This window comes from Roseivirga sp. BDSF3-8 (genome assembly GCF_041449215.1).
Taxonomy (GTDB): Bacteria; Bacteroidota; Bacteroidia; order Cytophagales; family Cyclobacteriaceae; genus JBGNFV01.
Genome location: NZ_JBGNFV010000001.1, coordinates 3,441,072 through 3,458,820, shown reverse-complemented (window position 1 = coordinate 3,458,820; position 17,749 = coordinate 3,441,072). Strand labels below are relative to the sequence as shown.

Genomic DNA, 17,749 nt, shown 5'->3' with positions numbered 1-17,749 from the left:
ATTATTTTGAAAGATTATGACGTACGAGCAGGTCAACCAGTGCGATAGAAGCATCTTCCATGCGGTTAACAAGCGAGTCTATCTTAGATACACAGTAGTTGTAGAATACCTGCAGAATAACGGCTACGATAAGACCGGCAACCGTAGTAAGGAGGGCAGTTTTAATACCACTTGCAACAAGGCCGGGAGAGATATCACCCGCTTCCTGGATAGAGTCGAATGCTTCAATCATACCGATTACGGTACCCATGAACCCAAGCATCGGGGCAAGAGAGATAAAGAGTGAGATCCATACAAGACCTCTTTCAAGGCGGCCCATTTCAACAGAACCGTAAGCGATGATAGACTTTTCTACCATTTCGATTCCTTCAGGGTAACGCATCAGACCTTGGGTAAAGATAGAAGCAACAGGGCCTCTTGTACCACGGGTAACTTCTTTTGCAGCTTCCACACCACCGCTGTTAAGCGCGTCTTCTACTTTAATGAGAAGTTTTTTGGTGTTGGTAGTAGCAAGGTTCAGAGTAATAATTCTTTCGATGGCGATAGCCAGACCAAGGATCAAACAGATAAGTACGATACCCATGAAGCGGGGATCACCTTCAATGAATTTTTCCTTTACGATCTGGTGGAATGACTCAGGGGTTTCAGCCTCGAGTGGTTCCTCTTCAATAATTTCTTCTTCAACAGGCTCTTCCATGGCAGCATCATCGGCCATCGCAGAGCTGTCATTTTCAGCCATCTCAGTGGTGTCAGTTGCAGTAGCAGCCTCATCCTGAGCGTATGTCGCGTTACTGAAGGAAATTACCCCAATAACCATCAACAGAGCAAATAACTTCTTCATAATTTGAATGCAAGTCTTCGTTTTGATTAAACAGTCGGAGAACTAGTGATAAGTAACCTTTAATAGTGGCGGAGAGGGAGGGATTCGAACCCTCGGTACCCCGGTGGGGGCACACTCACTTTCCAGGCGAGCACCTTCGACCACTCGGTCACCTCTCCCTTTAAATTTTACTATACCAGCGGCACAAATAAATCAATAAAATCTTCTTTATGCAAGTTTTGAAATACTTTTAAAAGTATCGAAAACTATGACATTTCGCCACAAATTGGCTTTACGAGCCTTTCTTTTACTTTGCCTGGATCGGATTCTGTCCCCAGCAGTACCATCATTTTAGTAATAGCGGCTTCTGTGGTCAGGTCACTACCGCTCAACACGCCTAACCTTGGAAGCATACGGCTGGTTTCGTACCGCCCCTGAAGCACTCTGCCTCCTGTGCATTGGGAAACGTTTAGGACGATGATCCCTTTACTAATGGCTTCCTCCAGGCACTCCAAAAACCATTTTTCTGTCGTTGCATTACCAGATCCGTAAGTTTCCATGACCACTCCTTTAAGACCCGATATATTAAGGATGCTCTCTACCACGGTGCGACTCATGCCTGGAAACAGCTTAAGAATAGCCACATTACTATCCAGCTTATGGTTGAATTTTAGCTTTTGTCCGTCAGTTCTCTCAATAATGGACGCTAAGTTGTAATCTATAACCACACCTGCCTCAGCCAGAGGAGGATAATTCTCAGATTCAAAGGCATCGAAGTGTATGCTTTCAGCCTTTTTAGCACGATTTCCCCGTAGTAGATGATTATTGAAATAAATGCATACCTCTGGTACTACCGGTTTGCCTTCCAGACGAGTGGTGGCAATCTCCAGGGCGGTGATCAGATTTTCCCGTGCATCAGACCTGGTAGCACCTATAGGTAGCTGAGCACCGGTGAATATAACAGGCTTACTCAGTCCCTCTAATATGAAGCTTAGGGCGGATGCGGAGTAGGCCATTGTATCCGTACCATGAAGGACTACAAAACCATCATACTGATTGTAGTTTTCATAAATTATGTAGCCGATATCGACCCAGTGGTTGAGGTTGACGTCAGAGGAATCAATAGGCTCGGGAAATGAAATGACTGTTATCCTAGTATTCAAACTCTTGAGAACGGGTATCTTCTCAATAATATTTTTGAAGTTAAAGGATATGAGGGAGCCGGAATCATCCGTGATCATACCGATGGTGCCTCCTGTGTAAATTATCAGCACATTAGCATCGGCTGTCGGGCTGCCAGCATTGATATTTACTATACGGTAGTTCATGAAATTTCTTTGAAAAACTTCAGTGCATTTTGTGTTGTGATCTCCGCCAGTTTCTCAGGATTCATTTCCGTCAGATCTGCCACTCTGCGGACTACAAGTTCTACATAGGAGACCTCATTACGTTTTCCCCGATGTGGGACAGGAGCGAGGTATGGACAATCGGTTTCGAGTACCAGATGTTTTGGGTTGATGTGTGGAAGTACTTTGTCCAGCCCTCCGTTTTTGAAAGTAGAGACTCCGCCTATTCCTAACAGAAAGCCCATTTCGATAGCTTCTTCTGCCTCTTGCAGGCTACCGCTAAAGCAGTGAAAAATGCCGGTGAGCCCCTCCCAGTGATGTTTTTTAATTACCTGCAGGGTTTGATGAAAGGATTCGCGCGTATGGAGTACAATGGGCAGGTTATGTTTTTTTGCCTGGTCTATCTGAACCCCCAGGGCTATTTCCTGAATATTCTGGGTGCTTTTATCCCAATAGAGGTCTATCCCTATCTCTCCTACCGCGGCAAACTTACGTTTATCCAGCCACTCTTCTACCTGGTATAACTCTCTCTCGAAATCCTTTTGTACGGAGCAGGGATGTAATCCCATCATGGGTATACAATACCCGGGGTTTAGCTCTTCCACCTCGAGCATAGAAGTGACAGAGGCAGCATCGATATTAGGCATGAAGATTTTCTCGACACCAGCTTCCTTGGCCCGCTGAAGCATCTGATCTCTGTCCTGGTTAAATTTTTCTGAATAAACGTGGGCATGAGTGTCTATTAGCTTCATATCAATATGTTCGGTTTTTCCAGCGTATTTTTATGGGGAGGAAATAGAAAAAAATCAGGACCAAAGATAAGGTGGCTGAATAAAATTCGAAGGTGAGAAGGGATATAATGTTGGATTTTCTTTCCACCCTTGATAAAAAGCGCCTGATAAATTCGGCTTGAAGCACGGTTTTACTACAGGCTACAAATATGCCTTCTATGGGGTTTGCAATTAATAAAGTGACAAGAGCCGGGTAGTATGCCGCCTGAATTACCAATAGAATACGGAGAAACCAGTGAATCTTACCGGCCCCTACCATCCATCTTTTACGCTGGTGAAGTAATGTGCTTATGCGCGATACTGGAAGGGTTTCGGCCGTTACAGCGGGAAGAACTAGCTGCTCAACAGCATAGCCTTTCTTTTTCACTGCCCGGAACATTTCAAAATCTTCTACTATACTGGGTGGTAGTCGTTCAAATCCTCCTACCTCTCTGTAGACCTTTACCGGCATGGCCATATTATTGCCCATTCCTGTCACTGGTTCAAATGTATCACTTACCACCTTAAGCATCGCCTGAGCTAATGCCCAATCTGTACATTGAAGCGCCCCGCAAAGACTTGTCTCCTGTACGAGGGTAGTGCCAACGGTCATTCCGGTCTGATCCTGAAAGTATGGCAGCATTGCTTTAATCCAACCGGAAGGCACTGCGGTGTCTGCATCAGTAAAAAAGAAATAGTCTGCGCTGGCCTCTCTGCCTAAATGGGCCAATACATTTGCCTTACCATATGAATTGCCTATCCTTTCTGTCACGAATACCTTCCTAATCTGCGGATGCTTCTGGGCGTACTTCCTGAGTATGAGCGCAGTATTATCTGTAGAATTATCATCACCAACCCAAATTCGGAGTTTATCCCTGGGGTAATCAAGGTTTAATAAGGCATCAAGGCAACGCGGCAGAGTATCTTCTTCATTTCTGGCAGCTACCAGCACAGCTACCACCGGAAGCGATTCAACAGTACTTTTGCCTGAGCTTGAGGCTCTACGTCTGATCCCGGCCAGTAAGAGAAGGTTAAGTAGTAGTGTGGCGCAAACAATAAGTATACCGATGATACCAGCCAGGCTCATAGGGTCTTAAATAGATAACCCTGGGCTGCAAAATGGTCTAAAAATGCGGGAAGGACATACTTGAGGTTTCTCTCTGCCTTGTAGCTGTCATGAAACAGTACAATAGAGCCAGGCTCTGCAGCCTTCTTAGTAGCCTCCAGGCATTTGCGCGGCGATATAGTGTGGTCGTAATCGGCACTAAGTACGTCCCACATGATGATTCGATGGCTATTATTAATTTCTGATATCTGCTTACGACTAATTTTACCGTATGGAGGACGGAAAAGGGGTTGTTGACAATTTTGGTCAAGTCGCAGTACCTTATCACACTCCTTTATTTCGCGGAGATAGGTCTCTGTGGGTACGCTCCACCCATTGACATGATGAAAGGTATGATTAGCAACTCTATGCCCCTGACTTTGAATAAGTTCAAACTCTTCAGGATGTTTTCGAATATTATCTCCCACACAAAAAAATGTGGCACCTGCATTATAATTAGCCAATATGTCTGCTACCCAGGGGGTAACACTGGGTATTGGACCGTCATCAAAGGTAAGGTACAGGCAGGGCTTGTCCTGATGGCTGGCTTTTCCGGTCCAGGTGAGGGATGAATAAAAAGCTTTAAGTAACCAGGGGGTTTTATGTATAACCATGCCTTAGCCCAGGTTTACGCGACAGGAAAGCAAAGTAATGTCATCATCATAATCCCTTTCCCCTTTAAAAGAATCCAGTTCACCAAGCAATGCCAGATGTAAGCTGTTGAGATCGGAGAATATTGTATTCTGCAACAGTGTGTGAAGGCGTTCTTGTCCAAATTGCTCTTGCTCTTCATTGAACGTTTCGGTAAAACCGTCAGTATAGGAGAACAATAAAAACTCACTGATGTCTTCTACCTTGCCCACATTCAGAAAGGGTAAGGGCTCGATCATTCCCAGAATGGTACTACCGGTTCGCAATTCTTCCGGGTCATGCCCTCGTCTGATCAGGAAAGGAGGATTATGGCCGGCATTGACATAGCTCAGCTCCCTTTTTTTCTTATCATAAATACAGGCAAAGAAGGTAATAAAGTTTTCACCATTGGCACTTTGCATTACCTGGTAGTTCAGCTCACCAATAATTTCATACAGATTAATGGTTTTACGGGCAAGGGTACGCAGGCTGGCCTGAAAATTACTCATCAGTATAGCCGCAGGAACTCCTTTTCCTGAAACGTCTGCAATACAAAGCAGGAATTTATTCTTATCCAGAAGAATATAATCGTAATAATCTCCCCCTACGTTATGGTGAGGAAGATAGCTGGCTTCCACTTGTACATCATTTACCTTTGGCAGCTCTTTGGGAAATAATAGCTGTTGCACATGCTTAGCAATTTCCATTTCCTTGCGGAATGCCTCCTGGCGCAATTGCCTTCTGGCAAGTTTCTTATTTTCAATAGCCACAAGAATGATGTTACTCAAGACTTCTATAAAGTTGGTATCAACTTCTGTGGCTCCCTGCCCCTCTACCCCACTTATTAATACAAATGCAAGGGTCTGGTTTTTATGCGCTACCGGTATGATGACCTCAAACTCGCGAAAAGGAGACCTTTTAGAGAGAAAATCAATCCTGGTGATATCCTTGAGGTCGAAAAATGACTCTTCCAGAGCTATATTTTCAAACTCAAGCTTAGTACCGAAGTCAGTCTTAAGGCTCCACTCGTCATCATAGACAAATAGGGCCATCTTACTAATATTCAGATTGGCTCTGAGTATAAAGCTGTATATCTTATAGAGTGATGCCTCCGGAAGGTTGCTGTTAATGGCCTCGGTAACCTCAAGCAGGGCATTGAGCTCAAGCTCTTTGAGTTCGTATTTATCTTTAAGCGTTAACGTGTCCATTCCTACAGCTTTATTTTAGCATAGTTTTAGGATCATAGGCATCGCGCAATCCATTACCAAGCAGGTTAAAGGCCAAAACCATAAAACATATGGCAGCCCCCGGCAGCACTACCAGTGGCCAGCTATTAGGCGACCCAATAGCGTGATAGCCTTCATAGATCATGATACCCCAGGATGGTGTGGGGGGCTGTACACTGAGTCCAAGAAAGCTAAGGCCTGCCTCAAGTAGAATGGCCGCTGCAAAGTTAGCGGTAGCAATCACAATCAACGGCCCGAGAATATTAGGTAGTATATGCTTATAAATAATGCGTAAGCTCTTAATCCCATACGCTCTGGCGGCTTCTACATAAAGTTTTTCCTTTACAGAAAGGATCTGGCCTCTGACCACTCTGGCTACATCCACCCACATGGTAAGACCTACGGCTATGAAAGCGACCCAGACACCCCGGCTTTGCAAGGCAAGGCTAATGGCAATAACGAGCATGATCCCGGGAATAGACCAGATCACGCTCATAAACCAGAGAATAATATTATCAACCATACCACCAAAGAAGCCGGCCAGTGACCCCATAAGTACTCCCAGAAACATCGAGATGATAACTGAAACAAACCCGATGGCCATGGATATACGGGCTCCGAAAAGCAGGCGGCTAAACATGTCACGCCCTGCCTTGTCAGTACCCAGGATGAAGGTTCTGTTTTCGATATTCTCCTCTTCGAACGTTTCCAGTAATTCCTGTCTGGTGGTGGTTTGAACCTCTCCCTGGAGATCAAGATAGCGGATGTTATCTCCTTTTACTATAAATTTTTCACCCTCGGGGCTTAATTTGTCTGACTGGCCAACGAATACAGGCTTAACCACATTTACCAGACTATATTCTGTCTCCTTATTAGGGGAGCTTACGGTCTTAGCATAGACGGTTACCCCCTCTACCCGGTACTCATTGATAGGCACGAGGATATACGGGCTTTCTTGTCCGAAAAAGGCTTTGTGAAAAATATTCTCGTCCGGGATTTCCATATTCTTGTGCACCTTAAGCAGTAGAGCGGACTCCCCTGGAAGCAGTTTCTGTATCTGAACCGCTCCATCATTTGCATTAGGTGTACTATCGGGCATAACTAAATAACCCAGCAGGGCTACCAAAGTAGCTACTATAATTATGGTAAGGCCGAACATAGCGGGTTTGTTCCGCTTAAGGCGCTTCCTTACGTAGTAGTTAGGCGAATGGTGTTCTATTTGCAAATTACTATTGGCCATTCTGTGTTACCTTCCATTGTGAGCCAGCAGGCCTTCTTTACTGGCAAGGTATAAATATTTTGTTGCTTCGGATGATGATAGGCTCAGCTTATCCGCACTAAGTTCATCGGTGGCATTCTCGTAGACTTTTACCCACTGTTTATTGATGAGTTGCTGCAATATCTGAATCAGCTTTTCACGTGAAAGTCCCAGGGTATCCTCGAGATAAGTGAAAGACTGTAAAAAGTATAGCTCATCGAGTACATCAAACTCCTCTTCAGTCATTAGTATGTTTACTATAGGTTCTTCCTTTCCATCTGAAACCGCCTGCATTGGCAGCTATACCAAAAAATATCACATAAAACGGATATAATAGCTGGAGGACGATAAGTACAGGAAAGGAAACCTTCTTTCCACCCAAAATCCTAATCGGCTGTAAAAATAAAAACTCGATAGCGGTTTTTAGTATAAATGTGGATAAAATAAGCCAAATAAACGTAAAATGAGTGAAGGCTAAGGCTATTACGGATAACCAGCCCAGGTAAAACAGAAACACAAAAAGAGGAAGGAAAATTGAGAAAATGTCCCCGTGAAGCCTCCATTTGCCCGCCCACCGTCTTCGCTGATGAAATAAAGCGATGAGATTTTTGCAGGGAGCGGTACTCACCACCACCTCTTGACTCTTTGCAAACACCACGCTTTCAGGCGATTGACTATGTATTTTTCTGAGTAAAAATTCATCGTCCCCGGAAACTATATGCTCATTTCCGGTATATCCGTCTACTTCCTTATAAACTTCCAGTGAAAAAGAAAGGTTGGCACCGTTAGCCATACCGGCTTTACCGATGGCGAGGCTGACTGCTCCGGTACCGATTAATGCGGCCAGTTCTAATCCCTGGGCTTTTTGAAGAAAACTGTCCTCTGCGGTATAGTAAACCGGACCAGCAACCATTTTACATCTTTCCCGGGAAAGCAACTGGTTATGAATAGATAACCAACTATTACCTACCCGGCAATCTGCATCAGTTGTAACAATATGAGTACCTCTGGCCCTGGAGATACCATAAGCCAGGGCGTTCTTTTTTGGAGAGGAAATATTAAACGGGCTATCTGATACTGACAAGATTCTTACGTTCTTGTCTGATTGGGAAATGTACTGTACCACCAGATCAAATGTATCATCTTCTGAATAATCATCCACTACAATTACCTCATAGTGGCTGTCAGGATAGTCTTGTAAGGCAAGATCGTTTAGTAATGAAATAATGCCTTCAGCCTCATTTCTTGCGGGTATGATCACCGTTAAGTCCAAATGGCGTTCTGCAGGAGACGGAACTACCTCCGGCAAGGTGCGCCATCTGAATGATGCATACAAAATCAGGAACGTATACAATAAAAACAGAGGAAGCCAGATAATCAGAATTAGCGGCATGCAGGCATACGAATAAGACTGGCTGCGCCTATAATACCTGGCACAAAAAGGTTTAAAAACCAAACACTTAGGCCGGAGGCTACAATTATGGCTGGGTCAGCCCCGAATAATGGAAAAAAAGCCAGGGCGGCCACCTCTCTGATACCCAGGTCTGCCACAATATTTATGGCCGGAGCCCAGGATTTAATTAAATAGACCCAGGTGATACCAGCTATCTGAAGGTGCAATGATAATTGAAGCCCGAGCAGGTTTAGTAGCAGAAGAAACTGCAGTGAAAAGCAAATGTAGCGTGCGGCACTAAAAGCAAGCGCTACCACCCAGTCTGATTTATCGAACTGATGAGCTGTCTTTAGAAACAGTCCGGCTTTACTCCGGCCGAATATTCTGATAAATCGGGGGAGGGAGCTCATGATCAGAGCTAAACTAAGTAGGGTTATGGCTACACCTGCGACAGCAATAGATACTACAGGAAAATGCGGGAAATAGTAATTTATGAATAATGCTAAGCCATATGCCCCTGCAAAGCATGTAATTGCCATCTGGGTTACATGACCGATCCATAGCCCCCCTACCAGCCGGAATCTATGCCTATGTTTAACTGCCGAAATTCGCCCAGCATAGTCCCCCAGAAAGTGAGGTAGTACGGCATTAAGGCTCAAGCCGGAAAGGACACCTCTGAAGGCCTCAAAAAATGACAATGGCGTAACGCGCCTGGCAAGATAATGCCACTTACCGGCCTCTGCCGACCAGTTAATCACCATAAGGATTACGCATATCGCCCATACATACCACGAGGATACCAGTGACATGCCCGCCCACACCTCATGAACTTTTCCTAAACTGGATCCGTAAGAGGAAAACTGCCACCAGATCAGACCAGCTACAGCCAGAGCCATAACCACACTGCCCACCACCTTATACCAGGTGGGGAAACTGCTTTTTTTGTCTGCTGCAAGTAGCTGAGTATATTGCATAGATGTTTACTCAAAAACCATCTGCCAGGGAGTCATCGGGCTCAAAAGAGAAAATCATACTTGGCCTGGATCCGGGCACTACGGTGATGGGCTATGGCATCATAATCGTTAAGGGTAACCGCATGTCTTTGTTACAGTTTGGTGTAATCCACCTTAGCAAATATAGTCAGCATGAGCTAAAACTAAAGAAGATCTTTGACAGGGTGGCAAGCCTACTTGATGAGCACTGCCCGGATGAGGTAGCTCTGGAGGCGCCATTCTATGGCAAAAACGTACAGTCAATGCTAAAACTTGGACGAGCCCAAGGGGTGGCTATGGCTGCAGCCCTTTCCCGTGAAATACCTATTACCGAATATGCGCCAAAAAAGGTAAAGCAATCGGTAACAGGCAATGGTAATGCCAGTAAAGAGCAGGTAGCTGAAATGCTTAAAAAGCTACTGGGCTTCACTGAACAGCCAAAGCTTCTGGATGCTACGGATGCTCTGGCGGTTGCGGTTTGTCATAACTTTCAGAATGGCCGCGGAAACAGCCCCTCTAAAAGCTGGAAAGCCTTCCTGAAAGATAATCCAGGAAGGCATTTTCAGTAATCACATCTCCCTAAGTTTAATCCTTAAGCACCTCTACCTCTACTCTGATATTTTTCTTGGCGGAGGAAGAGTTTTTATCAAATATCATCTGTTTGCCACCCCAGCCTTTTACCTGGATACGGCTTTCATCCACTCCATTGTCTACTAGAAAGCGCTTGATAGTTTCTGCTCTTTCCTTGCTTAGTTGCTTGGCACTGCCCCAGCCTTCTTCCACAGAGTTGTCCATGGTAAAGTAGTCGCGGCTACCTTCGCCCAATCTGATGATCTTTCCTGCACTATTACCATTCGTATGACCATGCAGCTTGATCTCATAGTCTTCGTTTTCCTTCATCATTTCCAGAAGGGCATTTACTTCATATTTGCTTTCCGGACGAAGGATGGCTGCATCATTCTGGAAGAAGACCTTATACATAATGACCTTATCATCTTTCTTAAGCCTTTCCAGAGGGAAGTTAACATAGATTACACCTCCATCAACCTGAACAAATTCTTCATTATCATCAGACACAGGTTCATCGAGATTCAGCGTATGGATCATCCTTCTGTACCCGAATGGCTGGGCCACCAGTTGAAGGCTTCTCGCCCCATTTTCAGGGTCTTTCACCACCTTTACTTCATGAGCGGGCAATGTCCCTATGGCTTTTGCCCGTACATTATCGATCAGTTCTACTTCGGTGGATATATCGACCTGGTCATTCAAACGGTTAACGTCTGTATATATTTTATAAATACCCTCTACGTCCTCTTCTACAACAAGGTGATTTTCTGAGTCAAGGTTCGCCGCTGACATATTACCAAGAGAAGCAGGCAGGTCTTTATTAGCCGCTGAATCATCTGTCATAGCAGTCTCTTCAGGCTCTTCTCTCTTCTCTTCCGGTTCATTTTTTTCAGAACGAGCCTCTTCAGTCCACTGGTCATCGGCAGGGTCGGGCTGGTTGTCACCCATGTAACCAATCATATGGGGGTTGAACACCCAGGTTTCTTCAAAGCCATTTTTTTCTCTTAGCTGTAGTACTTCCTGTCTGGCCTTTTCAAAGTCCTGCTCTTGGGACACGTATACATAGTAGTATTGCTTGGGAGGGAAGAAAAAGTAATCAGGTTTAAACCCTTGATTTTCTACAGCACTCATAAACCTGCCGGCATTATCAGAAAACTCAAATACTCCGATAACCACATAGTTTACTTCCTTGTAGTCTGTTTTTCCAGGTACCGGGGTATAGGCTCCTTTCCCTCCTGACTGAGAAGTAGCAGTAGCCTGTGTACCCAAAAGTAATAAGACAATAGCTGGAAAAAGATAGGATACCCTCCGGAGATGTTTAGTGTATCTTTTCATTTCACCATATTTTAAGTTTGTTGATAATTCGATACAAATAATAGTCTATTGGCCAAATCTGGCCGATTTCAGAATCAAAAGAAGAAAAACTTAAATAAGAATCCTAATTTGAAAAATAAGTTAAAAGACTGAAAAGCAAATGAATATCCCAGCATAGTGAAATTAATACTCTAAAAGGAAGCAGATAAAAGAGAAAATTACACGGTAAAAAAAAGCCTGGCTCACAAGGGAACCAGGCTTTTCGGGATAATTACCCTTATTCCGGTAACTTATTTATAGGTGATTATCTACCGGACTTGAGTAGATATAGCATCCGCCACAGCCTTGAGCTCCTCTGAGGAAGGGGAAAGTTTAGGGCGGCTAAAGTTGATGTCATCCATGCTATTCAGCGGCACGAGGTGAACATGGGTATGAGGCACTTCCACTCCAATGACAGCAATACCTATGCGAAGGCAGGGAACAGCCTTTTCAAGCCCTTTTGCTACTTTTTTACAAAATACCATAAGGCCTCCCAGCGACTCATCGTCATGATCGAATATATAATCGACCTCCTTTTTGGGTACTACCAGAGTATGTCCCTTTGCGAGTGGATTGATATCGAGAAAGGCGATAAAGTTCTCATCCTCAGCCACAATATGACCAGGAATTTCTCGATTGATAATTTTAGTAAAGATAGAAGGCATATAGATTAGATGCTGATTTCAAGAATTTCAAACTCCATCTTTCCTGCCGGGGCTTCCACTACAGCCTTTTCTCCTACTTTCTTGCCCAGAATTCCCTTTCCAATGGGTGATTTAACTGATATCTTGTTCTGCTTGAGGTTAGCCTCCTCCTCAGAAACAAGCTGGTAAGTCATGGTTGCGCCATTCTTTATGTTTTTGATCTTAACTTTTGAAAGAATGGACACCTTGGAGGTGTCAACGTCTCCCTCCCGAATGACGCGGGCATTGCCGACAATAGTTTCTAATTTGGAAATCTTTAATTCGAGCAGACCCTGAGCATCCTTCGCTGCATCGTATTCGGCATTCTCACTAAGGTCACCTTTGTCACGCGCCTCAGCGATCTGGCGGGCGATATCGGTTCTACCTTTGGTTTTCAGATGATTAAGCTCATCTTTAAGTCTCTGAAGCCCCTCTTCTGTATAATATGAAACCTGTGCCATACTCTACTTTTATTCTTATCTGTAAAAGAAATTCAACAATAAAACAACGGTTCCCGATGGAAACCGTCTCATCACTAACTAATAAAACCTGGAATCAGGACCCCATCTGCTTTTAAAATAAAATAACCGGGTATTTCCGGCATAAAAAAGAATCGATGGCGATCCCAAATTTGTGGTGTAAGGTCCAAAAATACGGAATTTCAAATTGGCAAACAATGGCAGCCAGTTTATCCATACTATTCACTTCTACCCAAAATAAATACGAATGTAAGATTGGGTGGCATTGTGCACCACTCCCCGTACAATTAAATCTACAATTTTAGGTTAAAGACTCCGAAAACAGAATAGGTAACTAAACACCTGATAATTCGATCATGTTCCGCAGAATAACGTTGTTTCTTCTTTTGTTAGGATGCTTATCATCAGGCTCACAGGCCGGCAGTAAATCGCCTGCAGACAGCCTGGAGGTGCAACTTATTCTGGCAGAAGACAGTAAACGACCCGCATTACTGCTCGAAATAGCAAAGGCATACCTGGAAGAGGACCCCGCCATGGCATTGAAAAAGGCAGGTGAGGCACTTCAGAAATCCAGAAAACTTAAAGACAGAGGTATGGAAGCGGAAGCTCTCCGCCAAATGTCGGATATAAACCGCACCGTCCTCTCTGATCATGAACGGGCTTTGCAATATGCCCTGGATGCTCTTAAAATAGAAGAAGAGCTGATACGCCCTCACATGCAGGCGCGTACACTTATATGTATAGCTGAGACGTACCTGGGAGTGGGCAGTTATTATAAATCCCTGGAAAGTTTGCTTAAAGCAAACCTCCTGGCAGAAGCCAATGACCTGGGTGGAGAACAGGCCCGTATTGCTTTACTTAAAGGACAGATATTTCTGGAAATAGATAACCGGCCGAAAGCGCTAAGTGCGTATAGACTTGCGCTGGAAACTGCCCGGCAGGAAGGTGAGCTTCTCCTGGAAGGTGAGGCACTGTTTGGATTAGGCCGGGTTAATATAAAGGAGAGACAATACGGTGTAGCCCTTACATTTTTAAGGCAGGCCCAGCATGCCTTCGCTACGCGAAACCGTACAGACCGTGAAGCCGAAGTACTTCTGACTCTTGGCCGACATGCGAATGAACTAAAAACTCTGCAAAGCAGTGAGGCGCTGCTGACGGAGTCTAATAAGCTGTTTGCCAAAAATGAGAACGTCCGCGGACAGGCCAAAACTTATAACCTCATAGGCCTCCTGGCTCTGAAGCAGGACAGCCATCGCCTGGCATTGGACTACCTGCACAAGGGGCTGGATTATGCAGAAAAAAGTAATGATAAAAACGTAATCCGTGAGTCTTTCGAAGCACTCTATGAGACATACGCTTCACTGGGCAACTATAAAAAAGCCCTGCAGTATAAAGACCTTCTCATCGCTATTAGTGAGTTTATTTATAGTGAGGAAAGCGATCGCAAAATGGCGGAAATGCAAAGCCGCTATGAGATAAAGCGTAAGGAGGATGAAATAGAAATGCTCCGCAAAGACACTGAAATAGGTCACCTGGAAATAGACAGGCAGAAAACGCAAAAAAACTTCCTCGTGCTGATCTCCCTGACTATGCTGTTGGTGGTAGCTTTGTCTTTATTCCTTTACCTCAGTAAAAAACGGACTAATAAAATTCTGAAAGCGAGGAACAAGGAAATAGAAACGAAAAACGACCAGCTTGAGCAGCTTAATGCGACAAAGGATAAGTTTTTCAGCATTATAAGCCACGATCTTAAAGGGCCACTCAATAGCCTTTCTTCTTTCTCAAGCCTGCTGATAAACCATACAGACAGCCTGACCAAGGAGGAGATTCAGATGCTGGCGACAGACCTGGATAAATCCGTGGAAAACCTATACAGCCTTCTTGAAAACCTGCTGGAATGGGCCCGCACACAAACGGACAATATCGATGTAAAGCCAGAAAAAATGGATATTACTGCAATACTACACGATAATGTTCAACTACTGTGTAACCAGGCATCCAATAAGAATATCCGGGTCAAAGTGGAAGCAAAAGAGGGAATACAGGTCTTTGCAGATAGAAATACCACAAATACAATAATCCGGAATCTGCTCAGTAATGCGATCAAATTTACCCACCAGGGCGGCCAGATAAAGCTAAGCGCTGTTCACAAGAATAATGAGGTAGCCATCACTGTATCAGATAATGGTGTAGGCATGACCGAAGAGGCCGTCAAAAAGATTTTCCGTATAGATCAGAAGCATACGACAAATGGTACTGCCAATGAAAAGGGGACAGGCCTGGGGCTGATGCTGGTAAAGGAGTTTATAGAGAAAAACGGCGGCAAGTTGCACATAAAAAGCAAAGAAGGGGCGGGCTCTTCCATCCGGTTTACCCTCCCCTATGTTTCTTCGCAGGAACTGGTGGTTGTTTAAGCCTGTCTGCTTATTATACCCAATACCTTTTTTATCATTTCCTCAACCACCTTACCGGGATCAGTAGAGAAGCTGTTCTCTGACCTGTTAGCTATGATGGCATTACAGCTCAGGCACTCGTGGCCAAACATCTGGCCAAGCGCATAGTAGCCGGCCGTTTCCATTTCAAAGTTAGAAATACGTATTCCCTGATGCCTGAAGTCACGGTACTGATCAATCAGGTCATTACGGAAAGGCAATAACCTGATAGCTCGCCCTTGAGGGGCATAGAATCCGGGGGCCGTAAGGGTGATCCCCTCCTCTCCTACTTCCTGAAAACGGGCAAGAAGGTTTTCTGACGCCTGTACCACATAAGGGAGGAAGCCGAGTCCGATGGTCTCCTGTAGTGATGTTGCCAAGGCAGTCTCCATGGGTTCCTGTTCCAGCTCATAAAAGTTCATCAGCGTATCCAGTCCCACAGAATACCGGCTTAGAATGCAGGAGCCGTTTTCCACTTCCGGTTGTAAGCCTCCTGAAGTACCAAGTCTGATGATTTCGAGTTTGGTAATATCCTCTTTGATGGTTCTCTTCTCCAGGTCGATATTCACGAGCGCATCCAGCTCGGTCATCAGTATTTCGACATTATCGGTACCCATACCTGTACTTATGACCGATAGACGTTTATTACCCAATCTGCCTGTGTGGGTCTTGAATTCCCTGCGTTGGATTTTGTGATCGATCGAATCAAAATGCTGGCTGACCTTTTCCACACGGTCAGGGTCGCCCACTGTCAGAATGATATCCCCCACATGTTCTCTCTTGAGGTTCAGGTGGTAGACACTTCCGTCATCATTCAGGATGAGTTCAGATTCCGGAATAGGCTGTGTTAGGTTTTGGTTAAGCATATATCTAGGTTGTGATGTCATCGTGGCGGCGCTTCAGGCCTTTTGCGGGATTATACCCATTCATTCCTTTCTGGTAGTAGCCGGAGCCGTCATATTCGCGTTTATCAGGAATGGCCATGCACTCCGGAGAGCAGGCTCCCTCCAGTTCCCACCCGCACTCTTCGCAAATAGCAACGTGTTTATTGCATACCGGATTGGCACAGTTTACCATACGGTCACTTTTGGTACCACAAACAAAGCACTGGGATATTACAGTAGGATTTACTGAATTCACATCTACCGTAAGCCGGTTATCAAACACATAACATTTCCCTTCAAAATCCTCACCGCCCGCCTCAATGCCATATTTTATGATGCCTCCATGCAACTGATACACGTCTTTAAAGCCTTGTTCAAGCAAGTATGCACTGGCCTTTTCACACTTGATGCCCCCGGTGCAATAGGTTAGCACTTTTTTATCTTTATACTGCTCCAGCTCCTTAACCTTATCAGGAAAGTCTCTGAAGTTTTCAATATTAAGGGTCAGAGCGTTTTTAAAGCGACCTACGTTGTGCTCGTAGTTACTGCGTACGTCCAGTACCACTACATCCTGCTGGTCCTTGAGCTTTTTAAACTCCTCGGGGCTCAAATGGGTACCAGTCTTTTCATAAGGTTTCAGATGACCGAGACCGGAATGAACGATTTCCGGCTTTACCCGCACATGCAATTTTGCAAAGGCGTGCCTATCATGTGCTTCGACCTTAAAATCTGTGTGAGCAAAACGCGGGTCACTCTTTACATCCTTCATGTACTGCTCGCACGCCTCACGGGTGCCGCTTACTGTACCGTTGAGGCCCTCTGAGGCCACTATTATTCTGCCTCGAAGTTCATTCTCCAGGCAATACAGGTGGTGCTCTTCTCTGAAGGCTTCCGGGTCTTCAATAGGAGCATAGCAATAATAAAGAAGTATCAGATAATTTTTTTCCATAACGTAATCCTTGTTTCAGGCAAGGTGTCCGGGAATAAATCAGAATTATATAATGAAAGGAAACACACAGTGAAGCCTTAAATGTTCCATATGAAAGTTAGGGGCCTATTCTACGGGCTTGGCCGGATTACCAAATACAGTTTGCTTCGCCTTTACATCAGCTATTACTACAGAACCTGCACCAATCCGTGCGCCTTTACCGACTTTTACACCAGGAATGATGGTAGCTCCTGAGCCTATAAACACTTCGTCACCAATCTCTACTCCGCTACCTACCACGGCACCGGCACCCACTTGGACAAAGTCACCAACACTTGCCTCAAAGTCAATCGTAGAATGACTGTGCAATATACAGTGATTTCCCACTTTAGAGAAAGCCCCGACGGTAATACCTGCATTTATAAAATTACCATGACCTATGGAAGCACTCGGAGCAATGGCTGTAGCCTGATGTACTGCATTTACAGCTTGCTTTTTCCGCCGCTTATTTACCATCTCCGTGAGGCTTTTTCGCACCGCATTATCATCAGTAGCTACGAACGCCTCACATTTCTTTCCGATCAGCTTCAGGTAGCCGTCATCGTCTGTTCTGCCCAGTATGGCAACATCATCGATCTCTTTACCATGCAATGACTCATCATCATCAAGAAAGCAATAGATGAGCACACCATTGCTTTTAAAGATTTCCATTGCTGGCTTGGCTATACCTTTTGCGCCTATAATGATTACGGGGTTATCCATATTGTCAGAACTTGTGAAAAACAGACTGCAAATTTAGCCTTTTTCCTTCTTTGTAAAAAATCAGGGTGCGGGATCAAAAAAGAAAGAGGACATCAATAATAGCCAAATTCGCCCTATGTAG

General features: G+C 44.7%; 18 protein-coding genes and 1 tRNA gene. 2 read left to right on the top strand and 17 right to left on the bottom strand.

Annotated features, from left to right (window positions below; all coding sequences use genetic code 11):
• Window position 1: 1 nt before the first annotated feature.
• The 11 genes from AB9P05_RS14645 to AB9P05_RS14595 all read right to left on the bottom strand — a co-directional run bounded on the left by AB9P05_RS14645 (window position 2) and on the right by AB9P05_RS14595 (window position 9,522).
• The gene (locus AB9P05_RS14645) at window positions 2-841 is read right to left on the bottom strand and encodes a MotA/TolQ/ExbB proton channel family protein (RefSeq protein ID WP_371909576.1); all 840 of its coding nucleotides are present in this window, start codon (window positions 839-841) and stop codon (window positions 2-4) included.
• A gap of 66 nt (window positions 842-907) precedes the next feature.
• A tRNA-Ser gene (locus AB9P05_RS14640) sits at window positions 908-999 on the bottom strand.
• Window positions 1,000-1,086: 87 nt separating this feature from the next.
• On the bottom strand, window positions 1,087-2,148 hold the full coding sequence (locus AB9P05_RS14635; protein ID WP_371909575.1) for an asparaginase: 1,062 nt from the start codon (window positions 2,146-2,148) through the stop codon (window positions 1,087-1,089).
• Window positions 2,145-2,918, bottom strand: coding sequence for a TatD family hydrolase (locus AB9P05_RS14630; RefSeq protein WP_371909574.1), 774 nt, complete (start codon window positions 2,916-2,918; stop codon window positions 2,145-2,147). Before AB9P05_RS14630 ends, AB9P05_RS14635 begins: the two co-directional genes overlap by 4 nt.
• 1 nt (window position 2,919) lies before the next feature.
• Window positions 2,920-4,023 carry a glycosyltransferase gene (locus tag AB9P05_RS14625; protein WP_371909573.1) on the bottom strand — a complete coding sequence of 368 codons (1,104 nt, stop codon included), beginning with the start codon at window positions 4,021-4,023 and terminating at the stop codon, window positions 2,920-2,922.
• The gene (locus AB9P05_RS14620; protein WP_371909572.1) at window positions 4,020-4,655 is read right to left on the bottom strand and encodes a polysaccharide deacetylase family protein; all 636 of its coding nucleotides are present in this window, start codon (window positions 4,653-4,655) and stop codon (window positions 4,020-4,022) included. The genes AB9P05_RS14625 and AB9P05_RS14620 overlap by 4 nt, the downstream gene beginning before the upstream one ends.
• A gap of 3 nt (window positions 4,656-4,658) precedes the next feature.
• Window positions 4,659-5,879, bottom strand: a complete 1,221-nt coding sequence (locus AB9P05_RS14615; protein ID WP_371909571.1) for a PP2C family protein-serine/threonine phosphatase — start codon at window positions 5,877-5,879, stop codon at window positions 4,659-4,661.
• 10 nt (window positions 5,880-5,889) lie between these two features.
• Complete coding sequence (locus AB9P05_RS14610) at window positions 5,890-7,137, bottom strand: ABC transporter permease (protein ID WP_371909570.1); 1,248 nt, start codon at window positions 7,135-7,137, stop codon at window positions 5,890-5,892.
• Window positions 7,138-7,143: 6 nt separating this feature from the next.
• Window positions 7,144-7,401: a hypothetical protein gene (locus AB9P05_RS14605; protein WP_371909569.1), complete on the bottom strand. Its 258-nt coding sequence runs from the start codon at window positions 7,399-7,401 to the stop codon at window positions 7,144-7,146.
• Window positions 7,394-8,548 (bottom strand): glycosyltransferase, encoded by a 1,155-nt coding sequence (locus tag AB9P05_RS14600; RefSeq protein WP_371909568.1) that lies wholly within the window; start codon window positions 8,546-8,548, stop codon window positions 7,394-7,396. Before AB9P05_RS14600 ends, AB9P05_RS14605 begins: the two co-directional genes overlap by 8 nt.
• Window positions 8,539-9,522 (bottom strand): lysylphosphatidylglycerol synthase domain-containing protein, encoded by a 984-nt coding sequence (locus AB9P05_RS14595; RefSeq protein WP_371909567.1) that lies wholly within the window; start codon window positions 9,520-9,522, stop codon window positions 8,539-8,541. The genes AB9P05_RS14600 and AB9P05_RS14595 overlap by 10 nt, the downstream gene beginning before the upstream one ends.
• 2 nt (window positions 9,523-9,524) lie before the next feature.
• Here AB9P05_RS14595 and ruvC point away from each other — a divergent pair, with 2 nt between their 5' ends.
• Entirely contained in the window at window positions 9,525-10,109 is a 585-nt protein-coding gene (gene ruvC / locus AB9P05_RS14590) for a crossover junction endodeoxyribonuclease RuvC (protein WP_371909566.1), read from the top strand.
• Between the two features lie 16 nt (window positions 10,110-10,125).
• Here the strand turns inward: ruvC and AB9P05_RS14585 are convergent, their stop codons facing one another.
• The 3 genes from AB9P05_RS14585 to greA form a co-directional block, all read right to left on the bottom strand.
• Window positions 10,126-11,442 (bottom strand): OmpA family protein, encoded by a 1,317-nt coding sequence (locus AB9P05_RS14585; RefSeq protein ID WP_371909565.1) that lies wholly within the window; start codon window positions 11,440-11,442, stop codon window positions 10,126-10,128.
• A gap of 287 nt (window positions 11,443-11,729) precedes the next feature.
• Window positions 11,730-12,125: an HIT family protein gene (locus AB9P05_RS14580; protein ID WP_371909564.1), complete on the bottom strand. Its 396-nt coding sequence runs from the start codon at window positions 12,123-12,125 to the stop codon at window positions 11,730-11,732.
• A gap of 5 nt (window positions 12,126-12,130) precedes the next feature.
• Window positions 12,131-12,604, bottom strand: coding sequence for a transcription elongation factor GreA (gene greA / locus AB9P05_RS14575; RefSeq protein ID WP_371909563.1), 474 nt, complete (start codon window positions 12,602-12,604; stop codon window positions 12,131-12,133).
• 374 nt (window positions 12,605-12,978) lie between these two features.
• Between greA and AB9P05_RS14570 the strand changes: the two genes are divergently transcribed.
• Entirely contained in the window at window positions 12,979-15,036 is a 2,058-nt protein-coding gene (locus tag AB9P05_RS14570) for an ATP-binding protein (RefSeq protein ID WP_371909562.1), read from the top strand.
• Here the strand turns inward: AB9P05_RS14570 and AB9P05_RS14565 are convergent.
• The 3 genes from AB9P05_RS14565 to AB9P05_RS14555 form a co-directional block, all read right to left on the bottom strand.
• On the bottom strand, window positions 15,033-15,920 hold the full coding sequence (locus AB9P05_RS14565) for a nucleoside phosphorylase (protein ID WP_371909561.1): 888 nt from the start codon (window positions 15,918-15,920) through the stop codon (window positions 15,033-15,035). The two genes, AB9P05_RS14570 and AB9P05_RS14565, sit on opposite strands and share 4 nt — an antisense overlap.
• A gap of 4 nt (window positions 15,921-15,924) precedes the next feature.
• Window positions 15,925-16,887 carry a rhodanese-related sulfurtransferase gene (locus tag AB9P05_RS14560; protein WP_371909560.1) on the bottom strand — a complete coding sequence of 321 codons (963 nt, stop codon included), beginning with the start codon at window positions 16,885-16,887 and terminating at the stop codon, window positions 15,925-15,927.
• Window positions 16,888-16,992: 105 nt separating this feature from the next.
• The gene (locus tag AB9P05_RS14555) at window positions 16,993-17,628 is read right to left on the bottom strand and encodes an acetyltransferase (protein WP_371909559.1); all 636 of its coding nucleotides are present in this window, start codon (window positions 17,626-17,628) and stop codon (window positions 16,993-16,995) included.
• Window positions 17,629-17,749: the final 121 nt, after the last annotated feature.

Coding starts and splice junctions, on each gene's coding strand:
- AB9P05_RS14645 (WP_371909576.1), bottom strand. CDS start 841: ATGAAGAAGTTATTTGCTCTGTTGATGGTTATTGGGGTAATTTCCTTC.
- AB9P05_RS14635 (WP_371909575.1), bottom strand. CDS start 2,148: ATGAACTACCGTATAGTAAATATCAATGCTGGCAGCCCGACAGCCGAT.
- AB9P05_RS14630 (WP_371909574.1), bottom strand. CDS start 2,918: ATGAAGCTAATAGACACTCATGCCCACGTTTATTCAGAAAAATTTAAC.
- AB9P05_RS14625 (WP_371909573.1), bottom strand. CDS start 4,023: ATGAGCCTGGCTGGTATCATCGGTATACTTATTGTTTGCGCCACACTA.
- AB9P05_RS14620 (WP_371909572.1), bottom strand. CDS start 4,655: ATGGTTATACATAAAACCCCCTGGTTACTTAAAGCTTTTTATTCATCC.
- AB9P05_RS14615 (WP_371909571.1), bottom strand. CDS start 5,879: ATGGACACGTTAACGCTTAAAGATAAATACGAACTCAAAGAGCTTGAG.
- AB9P05_RS14610 (WP_371909570.1), bottom strand. CDS start 7,137: ATGGCCAATAGTAATTTGCAAATAGAACACCATTCGCCTAACTACTAC.
- AB9P05_RS14605 (WP_371909569.1), bottom strand. CDS start 7,401: ATGACTGAAGAGGAGTTTGATGTACTCGATGAGCTATACTTTTTACAG.
- AB9P05_RS14600 (WP_371909568.1), bottom strand. CDS start 8,548: ATGCCGCTAATTCTGATTATCTGGCTTCCTCTGTTTTTATTGTATACG.
- AB9P05_RS14595 (WP_371909567.1), bottom strand. CDS start 9,522: ATGCAATATACTCAGCTACTTGCAGCAGACAAAAAAAGCAGTTTCCCC.
- ruvC (WP_371909566.1), top strand. CDS start 9,525: ATGTTTACTCAAAAACCATCTGCCAGGGAGTCATCGGGCTCAAAAGAG.
- AB9P05_RS14585 (WP_371909565.1), bottom strand. CDS start 11,442: ATGAAAAGATACACTAAACATCTCCGGAGGGTATCCTATCTTTTTCCA.
- AB9P05_RS14580 (WP_371909564.1), bottom strand. CDS start 12,125: ATGCCTTCTATCTTTACTAAAATTATCAATCGAGAAATTCCTGGTCAT.
- greA (WP_371909563.1), bottom strand. CDS start 12,604: ATGGCACAGGTTTCATATTATACAGAAGAGGGGCTTCAGAGACTTAAA.
- AB9P05_RS14570 (WP_371909562.1), top strand. CDS start 12,979: ATGTTCCGCAGAATAACGTTGTTTCTTCTTTTGTTAGGATGCTTATCA.
- AB9P05_RS14565 (WP_371909561.1), bottom strand. CDS start 15,920: ATGCTTAACCAAAACCTAACACAGCCTATTCCGGAATCTGAACTCATC.
- AB9P05_RS14560 (WP_371909560.1), bottom strand. CDS start 16,887: ATGGAAAAAAATTATCTGATACTTCTTTATTATTGCTATGCTCCTATT.
- AB9P05_RS14555 (WP_371909559.1), bottom strand. CDS start 17,628: ATGGATAACCCCGTAATCATTATAGGCGCAAAAGGTATAGCCAAGCCA.